At 55.3% G+C, this 18,330-nt stretch carries 15 protein-coding genes; 5 read left to right on the plus strand and 10 right to left on the minus strand.

Annotated features, from left to right (window positions below; all coding sequences use genetic code 11):
- Nucleotides 1–225: 225 nt before the first annotated feature.
- On the plus strand, nt 226–960 hold the full coding sequence (locus tag HGAS_RS01715; protein WP_019126207.1) for a TIGR03089 family protein: 735 nt from the start codon (nt 226–228) through the stop codon (nt 958–960).
- 65 nt (nt 961–1,025) lie between these two features.
- Here HGAS_RS01715 and HGAS_RS01720 read toward each other — a convergent pair whose 3' ends face one another.
- The 10 genes from HGAS_RS01720 to HGAS_RS01765 all read right to left on the minus strand — a co-directional run bounded on the left by HGAS_RS01720 (nt 1,026) and on the right by HGAS_RS01765 (nt 12,177).
- A complete protein-coding gene (locus tag HGAS_RS01720; RefSeq protein ID WP_019126208.1) occupies nt 1,026–1,706 on the minus strand; it encodes a hypothetical protein in 681 nt (226 codons plus the stop codon).
- 48 nt (nt 1,707–1,754) lie between these two features.
- Nucleotides 1,755–2,195 carry a GtrA family protein gene (locus HGAS_RS01725; RefSeq protein WP_019126209.1) on the minus strand — a complete coding sequence of 147 codons (441 nt, stop codon included), beginning with the start codon at nt 2,193–2,195 and terminating at the stop codon, nt 1,755–1,757.
- Between the two features lie 20 nt (nt 2,196–2,215).
- Nucleotides 2,216–3,172 carry a glycosyltransferase gene (locus tag HGAS_RS01730; RefSeq protein WP_019126210.1) on the minus strand — a complete coding sequence of 319 codons (957 nt, stop codon included), beginning with the start codon at nt 3,170–3,172 and terminating at the stop codon, nt 2,216–2,218.
- Nucleotides 3,173–3,387: 215 nt separating this feature from the next.
- Nucleotides 3,388–5,349: a glycosyltransferase gene (locus tag HGAS_RS01735; protein ID WP_019126211.1), complete on the minus strand. Its 1,962-nt coding sequence runs from the start codon at nt 5,347–5,349 to the stop codon at nt 3,388–3,390.
- A gap of 92 nt (nt 5,350–5,441) precedes the next feature.
- Nucleotides 5,442–7,448, minus strand: coding sequence for a DUF6541 family protein (locus HGAS_RS01740; RefSeq protein ID WP_019126212.1), 2,007 nt, complete (start codon nt 7,446–7,448; stop codon nt 5,442–5,444).
- 30 nt (nt 7,449–7,478) lie between these two features.
- The gene (locus HGAS_RS01745) at nt 7,479–8,207 is read right to left on the minus strand and encodes an ABC transporter ATP-binding protein (protein ID WP_019126213.1); all 729 of its coding nucleotides are present in this window, start codon (nt 8,205–8,207) and stop codon (nt 7,479–7,481) included.
- On the minus strand, nt 8,207–9,085 hold the full coding sequence (locus HGAS_RS01750) for an ABC transporter permease (protein WP_019126214.1): 879 nt from the start codon (nt 9,083–9,085) through the stop codon (nt 8,207–8,209). The genes HGAS_RS01745 and HGAS_RS01750 overlap by 1 nt, the downstream gene beginning before the upstream one ends.
- Complete coding sequence (gene glf, locus HGAS_RS01755; protein ID WP_019126215.1) at nt 9,082–10,248, minus strand: UDP-galactopyranose mutase; 1,167 nt, start codon at nt 10,246–10,248, stop codon at nt 9,082–9,084. Before glf ends, HGAS_RS01750 begins: the two co-directional genes overlap by 4 nt.
- A gap of 55 nt (nt 10,249–10,303) precedes the next feature.
- The gene (locus tag HGAS_RS01760) at nt 10,304–11,167 is read right to left on the minus strand and encodes a glycosyltransferase (protein WP_019126216.1); all 864 of its coding nucleotides are present in this window, start codon (nt 11,165–11,167) and stop codon (nt 10,304–10,306) included.
- The gene (locus tag HGAS_RS01765) at nt 11,164–12,177 is read right to left on the minus strand and encodes a glycosyltransferase (RefSeq protein WP_019126217.1); all 1,014 of its coding nucleotides are present in this window, start codon (nt 12,175–12,177) and stop codon (nt 11,164–11,166) included. Before HGAS_RS01765 ends, HGAS_RS01760 begins: the two co-directional genes overlap by 4 nt.
- Nucleotides 12,178–12,295: 118 nt before the next feature.
- Between HGAS_RS01765 and HGAS_RS01770 the strand changes: the two genes are divergently transcribed.
- The 4 genes from HGAS_RS01770 to HGAS_RS01785 are packed head-to-tail and all read left to right on the plus strand — an operon-like array spanning nt 12,296 to nt 18,259.
- Nucleotides 12,296–14,245 (plus strand): C39 family peptidase, encoded by a 1,950-nt coding sequence (locus HGAS_RS01770; RefSeq protein WP_019126218.1) that lies wholly within the window; start codon nt 12,296–12,298, stop codon nt 14,243–14,245.
- Entirely contained in the window at nt 14,214–15,641 is a 1,428-nt protein-coding gene (locus tag HGAS_RS01775) for a hypothetical protein (protein WP_019126219.1), read from the plus strand. The genes HGAS_RS01770 and HGAS_RS01775 overlap by 32 nt, the downstream gene beginning before the upstream one ends.
- Before the next feature lie 36 nt (nt 15,642–15,677).
- Nucleotides 15,678–16,943 carry an LCP family protein gene (locus HGAS_RS01780; RefSeq protein ID WP_019126220.1) on the plus strand — a complete coding sequence of 422 codons (1,266 nt, stop codon included), beginning with the start codon at nt 15,678–15,680 and terminating at the stop codon, nt 16,941–16,943.
- Nucleotides 16,943–18,259, plus strand: coding sequence for an LCP family protein (locus HGAS_RS01785; RefSeq protein WP_019126221.1), 1,317 nt, complete (start codon nt 16,943–16,945; stop codon nt 18,257–18,259). Before HGAS_RS01780 ends, HGAS_RS01785 begins: the two co-directional genes overlap by 1 nt.
- Nucleotides 18,260–18,330 lie beyond the last annotated feature (71 nt).

The following is an 18,330-nucleotide window of genomic DNA, read 5'->3' on the forward strand; positions in this document are numbered from 1 at the left end:
GAATTACACGCGTGTCGTTTCCACCTGTCAAGCGGATTAAGGATAAAGGGAATGCGTGCGAAGGGCCCCAAAACAGTGCACGAATTGACACGTTATGCAAGTCCAAAAGCGCAGAAATCCGGGCTTTCCGCGGAATTTCAATGAAACCTGAACACAAAGCTGGACGCTCGCTGTGAAAATCGGGCAAAAACAGCACATTTACAGCCTTTCCGCTACCCTTTTTCTATGCAAGCCATCTCACATTTTCTCTCGACAACCCAGCAGGCAAATCATCCAATTTTGACCCACTATCACAGTTTTCGAGATGAGATTTCAGGCCCCGTCGCCTCTCGCTGGGTCTCAAAAATGGCAAATTTACTTGCTTCCGACCTCAGCAACGACCTGTTCGGAAATGCTGACAGCACCTCTAGCATTCTGATCGAGCTACCAGCGGGCTGGCAGTCGACATTTTGGCAGGTCAGCGGGGATTTGATGGGTTGGCAAACCGAAAACACCCTTTTCTCCCAGCATTTATCCAGTAACGCTTTCAGCTTCGATGTGCACGTGAGTAACGAGCTTGCGACCCTCGAGGCAAGCACTGCAGCATGGCGCTTAGCCCATTCCACCGCTCCCCTGGCTATGCGCTGGAGAGGCTCTTTACCCTCTGGGATCCTTGACGCGCTGTCCGAGCTCATGGCTCAAAGCGATCAATTCGAGTACGAGGCGCTGGAGAGCGCTCCTTCCATAAAGGATTACCTCGCGCAGATCAATTCTGACGAAGAGGCTCTTCTCAAGGAGGCCTCGGCACAGGGACAACCCACGCGTCTGGGTCTCTACAGCGAAAGCTTCCCGAGCGCTCCCCTACTCACGCACCTATGGATGGACGGACACAGCGTCGTGGTTGTCGACAAACTCCAGTACACCCTCGAAAAGGCGCAGGAGATCTTCGCCAGCGAAAAGGTCCGCCTTGTCGTGGATTAGGAGCTGAAAGCCCTGCGTGCAAGGGACTGCTCACCTGCCGCTTGGAGGCGCGGGTGAAAACTCCATTACTTCTTCAGGTGGAAGATCTCTGTTCCCGAGCGATTGATCTTTGCACCATCGCCGGTTTCAGTGTCCCAGCAAACCATCGCTTCGCTTGTGCTGGCACACACGTCATTGCCCGCGTAAACGGTTTCGCCATAGGCAAGGGTTCGCAAACGCTCGCCTTGATTCGTGGGAAGCGGCCCATCTCGGCGCGCGGAAATATAGGGGATTTCTTTGTCTTTAGAAAGCCCTGCGAAAAGAATATTGTCTTTGGCAAGTGGTTGCGTTCCCGGGAAGAATTCTTGCTCACCGTAGGGCTTATCCTCGCGATAGGAATCGACCATGCACAGTTGCAGAACATCGTTAGCGAACCAGCAGTGGATGTTTCCAGAGGGTGAATTCACCCAGATTCCTTTGGAATCCCCCGTATCCTCCAATCGGCTTGCGCCCTGAGGAATTGAGCCGAGTGTTGGGGTCACTCCCCCATCTTGGGCATTCGCCGTAGTGCTTTGCGTCGAGGCCGTGGGAGAAGAACTTTGGGGAGCCTCGCTTTGTGCGCTTCCCTGCGTTCCGTTCCCACTTGCCGAGGCCTCCGGAGAGCTCTGTGCATTTTGGTTCCCAGAGCCTGTCCTGCAGGAAGTCAGGGAAAGGCTGAGCAGGCCGATGAGCGCAACGGCAGAGACTTTGATGATGGGATTGCGCATTATGGGACCTCCAACAGCGCTGTATGGATGTGTTGGAAGGAAGTATATCTACTTCTTGCGGGTAAAAATGAACCTATATCCCAAGTAGTTACATACCGCTCCGGTGCCCATTGCAACGATCTTCGCGGCAGGTTTGAGCAGGGACAGCGAGATCCCCAAACCGAGTGCGGGAAGACCGTGGACAATCACCCAAATGATGGCGGATTGAAGGACCATTCCCGTAAAAAGAGTCAATCCCGCAAAAGAAAAGAACGAGGCCCAGGAAAAACCTTTTGCTTGGAAGACAAAGTGTTGGTTAATCCAATAGCTCACGCACACGGTGATAATCGTCGAGGTGATATTCGACGGAATCACGGGAAGATCGAAGCCCACCGAGAGCAGCGAGAAGAGTGAAAAGTCCAGAAGCGAGGTTCCAACACCCACCAAGAGGTAACGGTAGAAGGAACCCGCTTCAAGAAGACGCTTCCACGCCTTTTGAAAGACGTTCATAAAGCCCGTTAATTCGCTTATCAGTTCGGAAGCACTGAAGAGTAGCGCAGGTAAGCCAAGCGCATGGCTTCGCGGCGGGTCTTCAAGTTACCGGATTGGAGCAATCCGACAACGAAGGACAAGACGCCAACTATCACCAGCGAGGATGCCAGTACAGCGCTGGGCAGCTTGGGAACATTGCCCGCCTGGATGAAGTGCCAGATGACGGGAGCGCCGAAGCACAGGGCCAGGAGCATGAAGATTGCAGAGAAGATTCCGTAGAAGGCCATGGGGCGTTCATGTGCAACCAAACGGCCAATCAGTCCGAGAATACGGAAGCCATCGTGGAAGGTACGCAGCTTAGATTCTGAACCTGCGGGGCGATCCTTGAAGCCAACGCCGTACTCGGCCTGAGGAACGCGCAACGCCATGGAGTGGACCGTGAGTTCGGTTTCGATCTCGAACTCGCGAGAAAGCGCCGGGAAGGACTTGACGAAACGACGAGAGAAAACACGGTAGCCGGAGAGCATGTCCGTAACCGTGTCGCCGAAGAGGAATCCGACCAGGGAGTTGAACATCTTATTTCCCTGAGCGTGGCCGGGGCGGTAAGCCGAATTATCCTTGTCGTCAACACGGCAGCCCAGAACATGATCAAGGTTTTCGCGCACCAACAGGTCGATCATTTCGGGTGCAGCAGCAGCATCGTAGGTGTCATCACCGTCGATCATCACGTAAACATCGGCATCAATGTCTGCGAATGCGCGACGCACAACATTGCCCTTGCCCTTACGAGTTTCCTTGCGGACGATTGCGCCGGCTGCAGCTGCAACTTCAGCGGTACGGTCGGTTGAATTGTTGTCGTAAACGTAGACTTCAATTCCGGGAACTGCATTCTTCAGGTCCGTGACAACTGTGCCAACTGCGGCTTCTTCGTTGTAGCACGGGACGATTGCTGCGATACGCACCTTGAATTCCTTTTCTCCGACATCGGGGGTCACAGGCAGAGCCTGCACTCATGCGTATAGCCTAGCGAAGATCACTGCAATTTAGCGAGATAGCGCCCCCGGCAAGTCTGTTTTGGTGTTAAATCGCAATATTTTCACTTACCGCCGATGACAGCTTCACAAGAAAAGCGCATCACATAAACGTGGTGGGTGAGAAGAAGCTCCTCACCCACCACGTTATTGCTCAGGACTACAGCCTGCGCTACGGGTTACTTCAATCCGAAGGTCTTTTCCCATGCCTGAACTGAGACCAGTTCGGGAAGAGCTTCCCGATACTCGCGGCTCAGCGAAGCCCAACGACGAATAAGCTCGGCGTGGAGCGCAATACTCTCAGCCAAGGCACGACGGTAATGCTTGGCATCGCGCTGGTAGCGCCATGCACCGGAACCTTCCGCGTTCGAAACCAGAGCAGAGTTGAGGTTTGCAAGCCTCCACCAACGAGCATCCGTGCTGGAGAGCACATCCTCAACACGGTCCTCACGGTGTTCGCCTTCAGGCAGGAACTGCTTGGTAATACCAGCGATTGCCTTTGACATGAACTGGGCGCGTGAATCAGGCTTGGTGCCGACAGGAGCGGGCTTCTTACGGTGCACTGCCGGGAAATCTGCGGCCTCAGTCATCAGGCGGGCGTCAGTGTATTCCTTTGCCTTTGCGCGTGCCTCTGCAGCTCGGGTATGCATCGAAGGGTGCAGGTGGCCGGGGCCAAGCAAAACATCCCTGAGCCCCTGACGGCGCAGATCGGCACTGTAGTACTGCAGCGAGAGCAGTGCGCGAACGTCCGAGGCCAGCGAGGTCTTCGGGAAGGACGCACCGCGCGGGTAAGGAGAGTGCAGCAGAGCTGCAACCCAACGGTTGCGCTGGTGGAAGTAGGCCTGCCAGTCCAGACCGTCGTCCTTCTCGGTCCACGGCACGTGCCACACGGCAGCACCGGGAAGAGAGACCGTCGGGAATCCGTGTTCTGCTGCGCGCAGACCGTATTCGGAGTCGTCCCACTTGATGAAGAAGGGCAGGGACAGACCGATCTCAGCAACAACGGGCTTGGGGATCAAGCACATCCACCAACCGTTGTAGGCAACATCGATACGGCGGTTCAAGCGAGGATCATTGCGGATCGTGCGCTGCGCCAAGTCAACTGTTGCAAGTTCAGGGTTGACAGCTCCCCACCAGAACTTGTGAGCGTCGATCGTTTCACCCATCGAGTGCAAAATGGTGCGTTCATTCGCATTGAACATGTGGCCACCAACAATAGTTGGCGTCAAAGTGTGCTCTGCGAAAGCAAGCGCACGAAGCAGGCCTTCAGGCTCGATCACAGCATCATCGTCAAGTAGCAGGACGTAGTCTGAATCAGGGTTCTTGAGCATCTCGTACATGCCGCGGGAGAATCCACCGGAACCACCCAGGTTCGCCTGCTCGATGACACGGAGCTTGCTTCCCAGTTCTTCTTGCAGACGCGGGTAACGCTCGCAGTCCTTCACGTTCTTATTGCCCTGATCGACAATGAGGATCTCAGCAATGTGGTCAAGAACCTCGGGTTCTGCTTGGAAGCGTTCGGCCTGAGTCAAGCAGTCTTCGGGAAGGTTGTAGGTGGTGATACCCACGGTCACATTGGCATGACGGTCACCTTCACGCGTAGGTACTGACCAGGTTCCCCATTCGAGCTCAACGTCTTCCTTGAGGGCAGTGATTTCGGGCCAGATCCAGCCACCGTCACCAAAACGGTTCAGGGGAATATCAAAGCTCAGCTCGCCAGATCCTGCGCGCGTTGCTACAGGGGTGAAGGTACCACGTGCCGAGGAACGCATAACCTCAACGACCGCCCTCTTCGAGAGCTTCAAAGTCAGGCGGATGTTACGAACATCTGTCCAACGTTGCCAATAAGAAGCAGGGAAGGCGTTGAAGTAAGTCGCAAGTGAGAGACGCTCACGTGCCGGGATCAGAATCGAGGTACGAGTCGCATCCACTCCACGAGGCATTTCAAATTGTCGAAGTGTAAGTACGTTCTGATCTCCCTGAGAAGCACTTAGTGCAGCACTTGAGGGAGCAACGCCCCAGTCGACGTAGAGCGGCCATAACGAAGTGTCACTCTCTCCGGGGAACACAACGCGTTGGACGGGAGTCCATTGCTGTTCGGTTGCAGTTCCTTCAGCAACCGCTTCGGTTTTCGCTTTCACGCGACACTCCTTCATTGTGTGCAATTATGGGCAAAGTCTATGACAGGAAAGCCAATAAAATCTATGTCAAACCGCGGGCGCTTTGTTGACGTTTAGCCAAGTCCGCAAGCGGTGATCTTATAGAGACTGTAGGGGCCTTGTTGGAGCACAGGCTCGAATCCCGGGGTCTGGGGAGTAATATTCCGAACTCCTAGCCACGGGTGTGGTTCATCAAAAATTTGCTTGTGACGTTCAAGGACCATCACATAGCGCACATCAAGGTTACGAAGCATCGGACAGACCTTAGCTGAATCCGTTTCAACCGCATCGAGGTGGTCTTTTAGATATTCAGATTCAGGATTTGGTGAGCCAATCCAGTTCCCAGGCATTGCGGGGAAAACGACAGGTAGTCCTTCGACACCGTAGGCGAACATGGATCCGTCGAATGGATCATTCATGACCTTTGTGTCAGTACCGACAATCGAGCGGGCCTTCTCCATGAATGCGAGTTCTTCGGTGTCGGTGTACTTAGTTGCGACGTCAGCACTCATCTGCGCGAGCATTTTTTCACGATACGCGATATTCGAAGATGCAAGAGTAAGCACAACTACTGCTGCGATCAAAACAATTGATGTCCCAGCAATGAGTCCTCGCTTTACGGATGTCGAGGCACTGTTCTCAACAAGCTTCGACACTGCGGAAATACAGGACGAGAGAGCATAGGCTGCCAAAGCAACCGCAAGGATACACATTGCGCCTGCAGGCCGGAATGAATCGTGATACCAGAAGCCAGTTGCGACATTACGGAAGCGCCCTTCGAAGGCGGCACACAGTACGTATAGGCTCGCGACTGCAAGGTAAGAGAAAACGATCCAAGCCTTCTTGCGAAGCAAAGCGACAAGAAGCCCAAGAAGAACAAAGACCGCAAGGACGATTTCTCCGCCGTATTCACCATCGGTCGCATTCATTGACAAAGTTGCGACTGCGCGAAGTGCTTCTGCGGGTGTTTGGAAAGAATCCCACACCCATGTGACGGTTCGGCGCATAAACGGAGCCTTATAGAGCGCAATCCAGATACCGGCCGCTGCGGCAAGCAGTGAAGTGCAGACACCAAGTGCCAGCCATACCGATCGCTTCGCACAAACCTTCCATGCGCTAAAGAACAGGAAGGGGAAAATCATCACTGCGATGGTGAAAACAGAGTTCGGTTGCGCCAGGGCAATCGCTGCGAAGCCTCCAACTAGCAAAAGAAGGTAGGCAATGAGTTCACCTGGTGCAAGCGTCTTCAAGCGAAGACCGCGAACAAGAAGAACAATCGCGGCGAGATAAGCGGGTGTTAACGAGTACGCAAAGAAATTCGAATATAGGACACCGAATGTTAAAAAGCCCCATGGGTACGACCCAAAAAGACCGGCGATCGCAATTGCAAGCTGCGGGGCAAGGTCGAATTTCTTCGAGAAGACCGCAAAAGTAAGGAGGCTGGCAGAAAGAGGCCAAACGAAGAGCAGAACAACAAGTGTCGATGCATTAATTGCCTGCATCATCGAAGTGTTGAGCACAGAAAGAGCTAAGGAGACCCAGCCGTGCCATAGCGCAGGATAGAAATGAGAGCCGATCGTGCCATCAACCGTCGCACTGTGAAGGGAAGATGCATCGCCAGAGTCGAGAATCCAGCGAATGACAGCCATATGGAAAGGGGTGTCATAGGAATAAAGAATTGCATCTGCGGAGCGGAACGAGCGAAGGAAGACAAAAAGAACGACGCCCGCGTTAATTCCCAAGCAGAGAAGCGTGCCCAGTAGACCACGCATATTCGACAGCGAGAAGAGATAGGTGAAACTAGCTATCCAGTCGTGGGGTCGACGACCTCCAAGGAAGGAAAGTCCTGCAACGAGAAGCATGGTCGCAAGCATCACCACGACAACAAGCCCTAAGCCCCAGACTCCGGGTTTGAACCCAGAAACTAGTGAAGCAGCACCCAATACCGCTGCGCCAGTCAGTGGTGCAAAAGCAATAGTGAGCACTCGAGAACGGAACAGCAGGGCGTTCACTAGGATTCCCGGAACATAGAGAATCAATGCCAAGACAAGAGCCGGAACGAGGAGCGAACTCCAACCCATACTTCTATCTCCTGATCTAGGTGCGAGGTATCAGAGGGAACGCAGTCGATCGACTGCTTCTTGTGCTGTGCCGTCTACAAGAAGCTCACCGTGGTGGAGCAGCACTCCCCTATTGCACAGGCGCGCAATCAGGTCAAGGTCGTGGCTCACAATCACCAAGGAGGTCCCTTGCTCTTGCATTTCATGGATACGGTCAAGGCACTTGCGTTGGAAGGGCTCATCGCCCACAGCCAAAATCTCATCAACCAAGAAGATATCCGGGCTAGTGTGGACCGCAACGGCGAAAGCCAAACGCAAGAACATACCCGAGGAGTAGAACTTCACCTCGGTGTCGATAAACTTCTCAATCTCCGAAAAGGCGACAATATCGTCAAAAGCAGCTTCGATCTGCTCTTTACTCATGCCAAGAATTGCGCCGTTGAGAAAAACATTTTCACGGCCCGTCAGGTCCGGGTGGAAGCCCGCACCAACTTCAATGAGGCCGGCCATGCGTCCGCGGTATCCCACCGAGCCCTCGTCCGGCGTAATGACACCTGAAATGAGCTTAAGCATTGTGGACTTACCGGAACCGTTGAAGCCGATCAGACCGATCGAATCCCCCTGCTCAACCGAGAAACTCACATGGTTGAGTGCGCGGAAATGATTCACCAGCTGATTGCGACGCCCCGTCAAGCTCCAGACCAAACGGTCTTTCAGAGTGTGCGTATTGCGCAGTGCGAATTCTTTGACAACATCATCAACGCGAATAACTTCAGTCATCACAGCTCCTGAGCAAACTTGGGATCCATGCGCCTGAAAGAGACCTCGCCAAAGATGACGGCGCCAAGTGAAATCAGAAGAGCGATTCCCGTCCACAGGCCCAAATTGGGAAGATAGGGATTCGCGGCAGTATCAACCAGGGTCGGCTGCCAGAAACCGTAGTGGAAAAGCTCAACTGCAATGGTCAGCGGATTGGCCTCGTACACCCACCACAACCAATGCCAGCCGTGGGCGTCCAAGACGTCACGCACACTAAACCACGTGTAAAGAACGGGAGAAACCCACGTCGCCATCATCAAGATCAGGTCAACAAAGTTCTCTGAATCTCGATAGAACACGTTGAGTGCGCCGGAAAATAGACCAATTCCCAGTGCGAACATCGACACGATGAGGAAGGCCGCAAGGATTGCCAAAACTCCCCATACAGTGGGATGCCAGCCAAAAACCAGCGCCCCAATGAAAAGAACGGCAACTTGAGGAAGGAAGTGGACAAGGGCAACCCACATGGCTGACATCGGGAACAGCTCGCGGGGAAGATAGATCTTCTTCACCAGCGGAGCATTGCCGACGACAGATCGGGTTGCGTTGCCAAAAACTTCCGAGAAATAGTTCATGAGAACCACGCCGGAGAACATATAAATGACATAGTTCTCTACGGCGCGGTTCATCTTCATGAAAACGCCAAGCGCGAAGTAGAAGACCAAGAATTGGGTCAGAGGCTTCGCGTAGCTCCACAGCATTCCAAAGATCGAGCCGCGATAGCGAGCTCGCAGTTCCTTATGAACGATGAGGCTGGTCAGGTAGGGCTGACGGAAAACCTCGATCAGTCCCGATGACTTGCCCGGGGTTTGGAATTGCTGTGATGCGATGTTACTCAACGAGTGGTCCCATCCTCGAACAAGGGGGCAAGCTCGTTATCGAGCATCGTCAATGCCGAAGCGATGGCCATGTGCATATCCAGGTACTTGTAGGTACCCAGGCGGCCCCCGAAGAAGACACGGTCTTCATTCTTCATGAGTTCACGGTACTGCTCCAGACGCTCGCGATCCTGCGCGGTGTTCACCGGGTAGTAGGGCTCGTCGCCGTGATCAGCGAAACGTGAGAACTCGCGGAAGATCACGGTCTTCTCATCCTGGTAGTCACGCTCGGGGTGGAAGTGGCGGAATTCGATGATTCGCGTGAAGGGAACATCGATATCGCCGTAGTTCATGACCGAGCAGCCCTGGTAGTCACCGGTGTCGACAACTTCCTTTTCGAAGTCGACGGTGCGCCAGGACAAGTCACCTGCCGAGTAATCGAAGTAGCGATCAACCGGGCCGGTGTAGACGACCGGAACCTTGCCGACGACCGCGGCCTTGTTCAGCGGGTTCTCGGGATCGAAGAAGTCGGTGTCCAAGTAGACATCAATGAGGTCCGAGGCCACCATGCGTTCCATCCACGCGGTGTAGCCGTCTACCGGCAGGCCTTCGTACTTGTCATTGAAGTAGCGCGAATCGTAGTTGTAGCGCACGGGAAGTCGCGAAATGATCGAGGCGGGAAGATCCTTGGGATCGGTCTGCCATTGCTTGGCGGTGTAGTTCTTAAAGAAGGCCTCGAAGAGGGGGCGACCAACCAAGGAAACACCCTTGGACTCGAAGTCGGTGATCTCTTGGCCGTCAACTTCTGCTGCCTGCTGGGCAATGAGCGCGCGGGCCTCGTCCGGGCCGTAGGCGGCGGAGAAGAACTGGTTGATGGTTCCCAGGTTCACGGGCATCGGGTAGACAACGCCGTCAACGGTGGTCCATACGCGGTGAACGTAAGAGGTAAAGGAGGTGAAACGATTGACGTACTCCCACACACGCTCATTGGAAGTGTGGAAGAGGTGTGCACCGTACTTATGAACTTCGATACCGGTTTCCGGATCAATCTCAGAGTAGGCATTGCCACCAAGGTGCGAGCGACGCTCAACGATTGCGACACGGAGGCCCCAGCGGGATGCGGCCTGTTCAGCAATTGTCAGGCCGAAAAGGCCAGATCCGACGACAACGAGGTCATAGTTCACGGTCGAACTCCTTTCAATCCCAGTCAGTATAAGCGAAAGAACTGGACAGATCGCGTCATTGACCCTTCGACACGAACCAGCGAAGTTTTCCAACCCCTCGATAAAGAGTTTGTCGAAGTTGTGTAGGAATCAACCGATAGGCCCCACGGATGGCTAGGTTTCGCGAGTATTGAGCCTTAGACACGATTCCTTCACTGAGGAAAAGGTTTTGAAGGCGCATCTCTGAGCGCAACATCTGTGCCCCGCCACGCCTCTTATATGCACCGGATCCCACCCGATATCGAACAAGAACCTCCGGCACATTCGCGCAGGGAACTCCCGCTGCAACCATCCGCGCAAACAGCAGGTAATCCTCCATCAGCTGAAGGTGCTCATATCCCCCAACTGATTCAACTGCGCTCTTGCGGTAGACAACTGAAGGGTGCGCGAAGGGAGAACGATAGGAAATGACCCGGCGGATCTCTTCTTCGCTCGCCGGCATATTCCGGACCATCCCGTCCTCGGCCTCGTCGTCACTAAATTCTTGAATTGCTGAGCCCAAAAGCCCCAAGCCCGCCTCGACAAGGGGAACTTGGACGGTGAAACGACGAGGGAGGGAAATATCATCGGCATCAACGCGCGCAACGATTTCATACGAACAATGCGCCAGGCCAATATTCAAGGCATTCGCCAGTCCCATATTGTGCTTGAGCCGGACAACTCTGACATCAGTGTTTCCCAAAACTTCGGTTTCTTCCCCTCGCGCAGCGCGGTGGAGAAATTCCGAAATCTCTTCGGGGACAGGACCATCGCACACGACGACCAACTGGCGTGGGCGCAGCTCCTGTTCGCGCGTCGCGCTGGAAACTGCGCGGAAGAAGAACTCCGGCTGATCCCCCGCATAAACAGGGAGCAGGACCGAAAAGTTAGCGACTGTCATCGAGGCTCCCCCTCTGAGCAGCCACATGCTTCAGAGCCGGATGAGGAGCACCGGCAGCCGCAGCCGCAGGAACGGTGACCTTGTTCAAGAGCAGCGACTTCATCGGCGACCTCAGTCAGATGCAGGATTTCACTGGAGCGCAGCGGCGGACGCCAGGCATCACGAAGTCCCTCACGCAGGTATCCGAGTGCGGCTTCGCGGTCGGCCGAGGCGGCAATCATCTTTGCCCAGCGAAGCACAGTGGCAGCCCCAAAAGCACATCGATCAAAAAGACCAAAGCCCGAAGAAGTTCCAAGCGCCCAGACTTTGTTACGAACTTCGTTGTAGAAACGCGGGCCGGGATCAGCAGTAGAGTTACCGAAAGTCTTCGTTCGGTGCTCGACGCGTGCACCATCCACGTAAAGCCCCACTCGCCCTTTGAGAAGGCGCGCGGTGTACTCAAAGTCGTCATTCCACAAGAAGTAGGCTGCTTCGGGTAGCCCCTCTTCTTCAATCGCACGCGCATCGATCAAGATTGCAACGAATGATGCCGTGCGAATCTGACGCGCTCCAACGGCAGCCGCGTGTTCACGCAGCTCGCGGGAGATCAAGAAGCGTTCGCGAGGCGCATTCATCGGATGTTCGCGTCCGTCAATCCAATCGGCTCGACACGCCAAAACGGCGGGTGTGCCAGGGTATTCCTCACGAGTGCGTAGCAAGACCTCAAGGGCAGTAGGAGTTGGGATCGTGTCATCATCCATGATCCATACGAGGTCTGCTCCTAAAGTCATCGCTCGAGCAATTCCCGCGGCAAAGCCACCGGCGCCACCGTAATTTTGGGGAAGGGTCACAACATTGGTGACGGCAGGATGTGAGGCAATGAGCTGCGGAGTTTCATCGCTGGAAGCATTGTCAACGACGACAACTCCATCCAATGGTCGGGTCTGCGAGGCAAGGCCGTCCAAGGTTTCACGCAAGAGCTGTGCTCGGTTCCATGCAACGACGACGGCGATGACGGTTGGATTGCTCATGGGATAAGCCTACGGGCAAATGTGAGGTATATGCCAAGTAATGCACATAAATTCTGAATAATATTCGGATAGGGTGTTTGAAGAGTTAGTTTCTCTTTGCCCCCCAGGAGATTCACTAATGCGTTCTTCGCTTTTTGCTTCATCGTGTGCAGCTGCGGCATTGTTTGCCCTCAGCATTGCACCGATTTCGCTTGCCTCTCCCACTTCCGAGGCCGACGCTCCCACCCCATCAACGCAGGCGTCTTCCCCAACTCAGACTGAAACCCCCGCACCCGAAGCATCCCCATCTACAAGCGTGCCCTCTTCGGATGGCTCCACGACACCCTCGGGAGACACTCCGACCGGGGAAAGTATTCCGAATGGTGAAGACCGCTCTGCTACTGATGACAATGTGTCCCTCTCCCCCGAGGAACAGATCCGCCAGCGCTGGCAGGACATGGGCGCAGAAAACCGAGTACTTGGCACCGCAACTTCTGGACTAGTCCCCCTGCGCGACGGGGCTTTCATCCAGTTCTACCGCGGCGGCCAAATCTACTGGACCGCTCAATACGGTGCGCATGCCTCGCGCGGTGGAATCCACAGTGCCTACGGCGCACAAAGATGGGAAAACGGCCCTCTGGGTTTCCCGACCTCTGATGAAGAAGCCCAGACTATCGGTGGAATTCGCGGCGCGCTTCAAACTTACGAGAACGGCCAAATTCGTTGGAGCAGCCAGGGCGGGGCTCACCCCATCTGGGGCAAGATCCTCGAACGCTACGAAATCGCAGAATCAGAAGGTCGTTCCCTGGGCTGGCCAACCGCGAATGAAATGAAAGATGCCGCGGATGGAGGGGCCTACCAGCACTTCACTGGCGGCTCAATCTACTTCCACTCCCGCACCGGCGCTCACAGGGTTACCGGTGGCATCCGTAATCTGTGGGAAAGACAGGGCTGGGAACGCGGCCATATGGGCTACCCTGCGGGTGAAGAAACCCCGGCGGCGCTCGGTGGTGTTTATCAGGCTTTCCAAGGAGGAACCACATACTGGCACCCCCGCACTGGCAGCTACTACGTACACGATGCAATGCTGGGAGCGTACGGTGCAGCCGAATATGAGCGTGGACGCTACGGCTATCCTTTGACCAATGAAACCCCCTCGGCAAACGGTGGTGTTTTTCAGCGTTTCCAAGGCGGAACTGCCTACTGGCACCCCGGTTCGGATTCATATTTCGTCCACGACGCAATCATGGGGACCTACGGTTTCTACAACTGGGAGCGAGGCGAACTCGGTTACCCCTTAACCAACGAAACAGCTTCCGCAAATGGTGGTATCTTCCAACGTTTCCAAGGCGGGACAATCTACTGGTCCCCTCGCACAGGATCTCACGCGGTCCCACTTTCAATGCTGGACCTTTATGGCCAACACGGCTTTGAGCGCGGGCACCTGGGATACCCAACATCAGAGCCCTATTGGGATGGCAACCGTGAGAAGCAAAACTTCGAGCACGGGGTCTTGGAAAAGACCAACGATTTCAATGTGACCTGGGCCGGACAGCCCAATAACTACTTCTGCGGTCCGGCCAGTGGATGGATGATCCTCAACGCAATTGGTGCGCACCACTCCGCGCAGGGAACACCGCTCAGCATTGACGCGGTTGCAAGCCGCGATTACATGAACACCGTGGGATACGGCTACACAAGCTTCCACGATCGCCGTTTTGAATATGGGATGAACCGCTGGTTGGGCCGTGATGCCTACACCACGATTCACACTCCTTCGGTTGATCAGGTTCGAGATTCGGTAAAGAACTCCTTCCGTAAGGGACTCCCCACCACTGTTGATGCCCAAGAGCGTCGAGGTGGCCCCCACTACAACGGTCACCCGAATAGCACCTTCTCCCACATCATGGTTGTGACTTCCTACGATCCCAACACCGATTCCATGCGGATTGCCGACCCGGGAGTTCACTACCTGTGGAACGGCGAGGAACAGTTCTGGTACCACCTGCCCTCATTCACCCAGAACTTCCTCCAAACCGAGGTTGAGCGAGACGGCCGTGAACACATTGGCATCTACACCGCGCGCTGAGGGTTCGGTCGTTCCGGGAGCGCTGGCTAACCAGCCACATCCCGGCTCCCATCTTCATTCCCGAGGCCGCGCATCCCTGCGTCGCCTTGCTCTCCTCAGTGCTTGTGCCCTTTTTGCGCTCGCTGGCTGCGCGAGCGGAGGAAGCGGGGATTCTTCCACCTCGGCGAGCACACCGGTATCGCCTCGTCAGATGAACGGCGTTTTCGAGCCGCTCGTTGCGCAGTCCTCGCTGGAGGATCCGCACGAAAACGTCTGCACCGATCTCTCTCTTCCTTTTGAGATCATCGCAATGCATGCGAGTGATGAGCCATGCGCTTTGTCTCCATCGGGACAAAGCCAGGCGTCTTCCGTAGATGAGAAATGGACACTCGGCGGGGATTTCCGGCAGATTCCTTCTCTTCCCATCGACGACTCCCAGGTTTTTGGGTCCTCAACAAACGACCCGAACGATCTGTACTCCTACAAGCCCGCAATTCTCACCCCTCAGGGGGCACGCGATCTATCTGCCGATCTCCTTCGAGAAGACGGCAACTACGTTGAGCCGCTCGATGGAACACAAAACGGTCCTTGGATTACTTTCCTTGGCCGGCAGGTTTCTTCGTCCTCGACCGGAGATCACCAAGAAGACAATGTCTTCGCCCCGTGGACGATTTACTCCTGGAATAGGGACGAGCAGCGCCTCCGTACCGTAATGACGTGGAGCGATCTTCCCGCTCATAGTCCACGAAGCTCAGGTGAGCTTCCTCCTGTCAGCGATGAGACACACGCGTTTTACGGTGCAAAAGCCTCAACTGATCACGGAGATTTTTCACTGATCATCGCCCAAGGCCTCGAGGATTCAACGCGCTCCAACAAGCCGCAAGTTCTTCTCTACGGCGCCTACCCCGCGGTCTCTGAGCATGGGCTCAGCGTGGTTGCAACTACGATGAACTCGCCTCTGCCCTCTCGCGTCGCCACGCTCAGCGGAACTGATTTCTCAAAGGTCACCACACACTTCGACCTCAAATCACAGGACTATCGAATCAGTGGGCTCTACGCGGCCGGAGATCACCACGCAGTCCTCGTCAGCCCCTCAAGTACTTCTTCCGCGGCCTCGTCCTACCTTGGACTCTGGGACAGCTCTTCCACCGACTACCCCACGCACTGGATCATGGTCGACTCGCGAACTCCTTGGGTGTCCATCGGTGAAGAGGCAATCGCGTGGGGTGCGGGATCGCAGGCGAACAATGCACAGATGTACCTGCGTCGATGGGAAACCGGGCAGATCACACGTCTGGGAGAAACCCCCGGATATTCGCGTCCCGTTGTCGCAGCAAGTGGACGCACACTGATGATCCCTCATGTGAACAGCCAGGGCGGCATTCAATGGAGTATCGGAGAATTTACTGCGGAATAACACGCGGAGAACTCAAGTAACGATATGATAAACGCGATGAGTACTCCACAACCGCGCGATGCGCGACCGATCCTGCACTCTGCGACGCTCCCTTTCAAGAGCGGTGCGGCACGAGTGGTTTCACTGGTTGCTTTTAGCTGCGTTCTGCTGTTGGTGTGGACAATGTTTTTTGTCTATCACAGCTTTGGTAGCCAGCTTTCGGCAAACAGCATCAACACAAACGGTCTTGGAAATGCGAATTCAACCGAATCCGCAGCACCCTCGGACTCTTTCGAAGGCCGCGCCGTCAATATCTTGATTTCGGGTATTGACTCACGGCAGAACCAAGGCGATGACGCCAATGGTGATCCCGATGAACTTTCGTCTATCCACTCGGATACGACCATGTTCATGCATATTTCTGCGGACCGCTCGCGAATCCAGGTCGTCTCTATCCCCCGAGATCTGATTACCGATATTCCCTCATGCCGCCGCTCCGATGGCACGATATCCTCTGCCTACACGGGAATGTTTAACTCCGCGTTCTCAACGGGTTCGAATGACACCGATATCGCAGGTGGCATTGCCTGTACCGAGGCCACAGTTGAGCAACTGACCGGAACGAAGGTTGATGGCTTTGTCGTCGTCGACTTCCACGGTTTCCGCGGCTTGATTGATGCTCTTGGAGGGGTTTGGTTCGATATCCCCGAAGATATCGATGATTCCAAGTCAGACCTTCACGTTCAAGCAGGGTGCCAGAAGCTCGATGGCAAGACTGCACTTGCCTACGCGCGCACACGCTACGCCGTTGGGGATGGCTCCGACCTTGGCCGTATCTCCAACCAGCAGAAGCTTGTCGCGGCAATTATGCGCGAGTTGATGGCGAAGAACTTCGTTTCCGATCTTCCCTCACTCCTGTCTTTCACAAAGCAGGGTCTTTCAGCTCTGCAGCCTTCGCAGAACCTGTCAAACATCAACACCGACGTGGGCCTGATGCTCTCGCTCACTTCGGTGAATCGTTCGAATATTCAGTTCATCACCTCACCGAATCAGTATTCGCCGGTTGACCCGAACCGAGTCATCAACCTGGAGCCTCAGTTCAGCCAGGTGTGGGAAGCAATCCGCAAGGACCAGCCCTTCCCTGCGACCATTGAGTTCACTAATGGCAGCGGTGAAGACGGACAGACGAATGCTCCCGCTCAGGATCCTTCGGCCTCGCCTTCCTCATCTCAGAGTGCATCTGCTTCCGCAACACCCAGTGCAAGCGCGTCGCAATCTCCAAGCGCCACGCCAACTCAAAAGCCCTGTCCCCCGGAGAAGTGATGACTCAGCCGCCTTCATTCCAGCCTGATCCTTCACGTCGGCGGCCTCGTCTTTCAGAGGTCGCAAATGCTGGTGCCCAGAATGAAGAGGCGGCTGCCCACCACCGCAAAGCTGCCACTGAGTCCGCGCAGCACTCTGCTGCTCAACACAGCACACCGGATGAGCCGTCCCGCGTTCAAGAAGAGGCGATGCCTCCCTCCTTTGCACCCCGCGCGCGACGAACCCAGCCCCCGGCCTACGCACCCTCAGCTCCAGCGCGGGAATCCGTAGGTGCGACTTCTAGGCCTCCTGTGCAGGCTGCAACGCAACGCCCACACTTCCAACCTGTTCAATCCCAACCCAGCGCACGTCAAGCCGCAGGCGTAGGCCCAGCGAGGCCTCGTCAGAGGAAGAAGAGGCGCTGGCCTCTTGTCGTCGTCGCGTGCGTTCTACTCATGCTCGCATGGCCTGTTTTCCTGATGCTTGATGCCAACTCGCATTTAAAGAAGATCGATGCGCTATCAGGCGCTGCCAATACTTCTGGAACAACGTATCTATTAGCAGGATCAGATTCGCGCGCAGACGGCTCGGTTCCCGACGACACCGAGGGGCAACGCGCAGATTCGATCATGCTTGTTCACGTTGCTCCCAATGGACAGACCAGCAATATCTCACTCCCCCGCGATACCTACGTCGAAATCCCCGGTTATGGCTGGGACAAGCTCAATGCCTCATACGCATATGGCGGCCCCGCGCTCCTAGTCAAGACGGTCGAAAAGCTCACCGGACTTACCGTCGATCACTATGCAGAGATCGGAATGGGCGGAGTATCCAACATTGTCGACGCAGTCGATGGGGTGAATCTGTGCTTCGATCTCAGCGTTGAAGATGAACGCTCGGAGCTCAATTGGGAAGCCGGATGCCATGATGCCGACGGTAAGACTGCGCTGGCATTTGCGCGCATGCGCTATTCGGATCCACGGGGCGACATCGGACGTGCTGAACGCCAGCGCCAGGTTGTGTCGAAGACCGTTTCAAAGGCGATGAAACCGGCAACGCTACTCAACCCGATGAGTGCCCTACGCGTTGAACGAGCTGGCGCTTCCGCATTCACGGTCGATCAGGACTCATCTGTTATTGACGTTGCGCGCTTGGTACTGGCATTCCGTGAAGCGCAAAACTCCGGAATGACCGGTGTTCCCCCGATCGAATCGCTGGGCTATGCGACATCGGCGGGAAGTGCGGTGCTGCTTGAAGATACGACCGCACCGGATTTCTTCGCCAAGCTTCGTGCTGGGACACTCACAAAAGACGACCTAGCATCCCAGTCCTCATAATCGGGAAGCTGTTGAGGCGCAGTGCAGATCTCAACTATGGAACTCACGTCATATAGTCGAAAGTTGCGCCC

This window comes from Actinomyces sp. ph3 (genome assembly GCF_000308055.1).
Lineage (GTDB): Bacteria > Actinomycetota > Actinomycetes > Actinomycetales > Actinomycetaceae > Pauljensenia.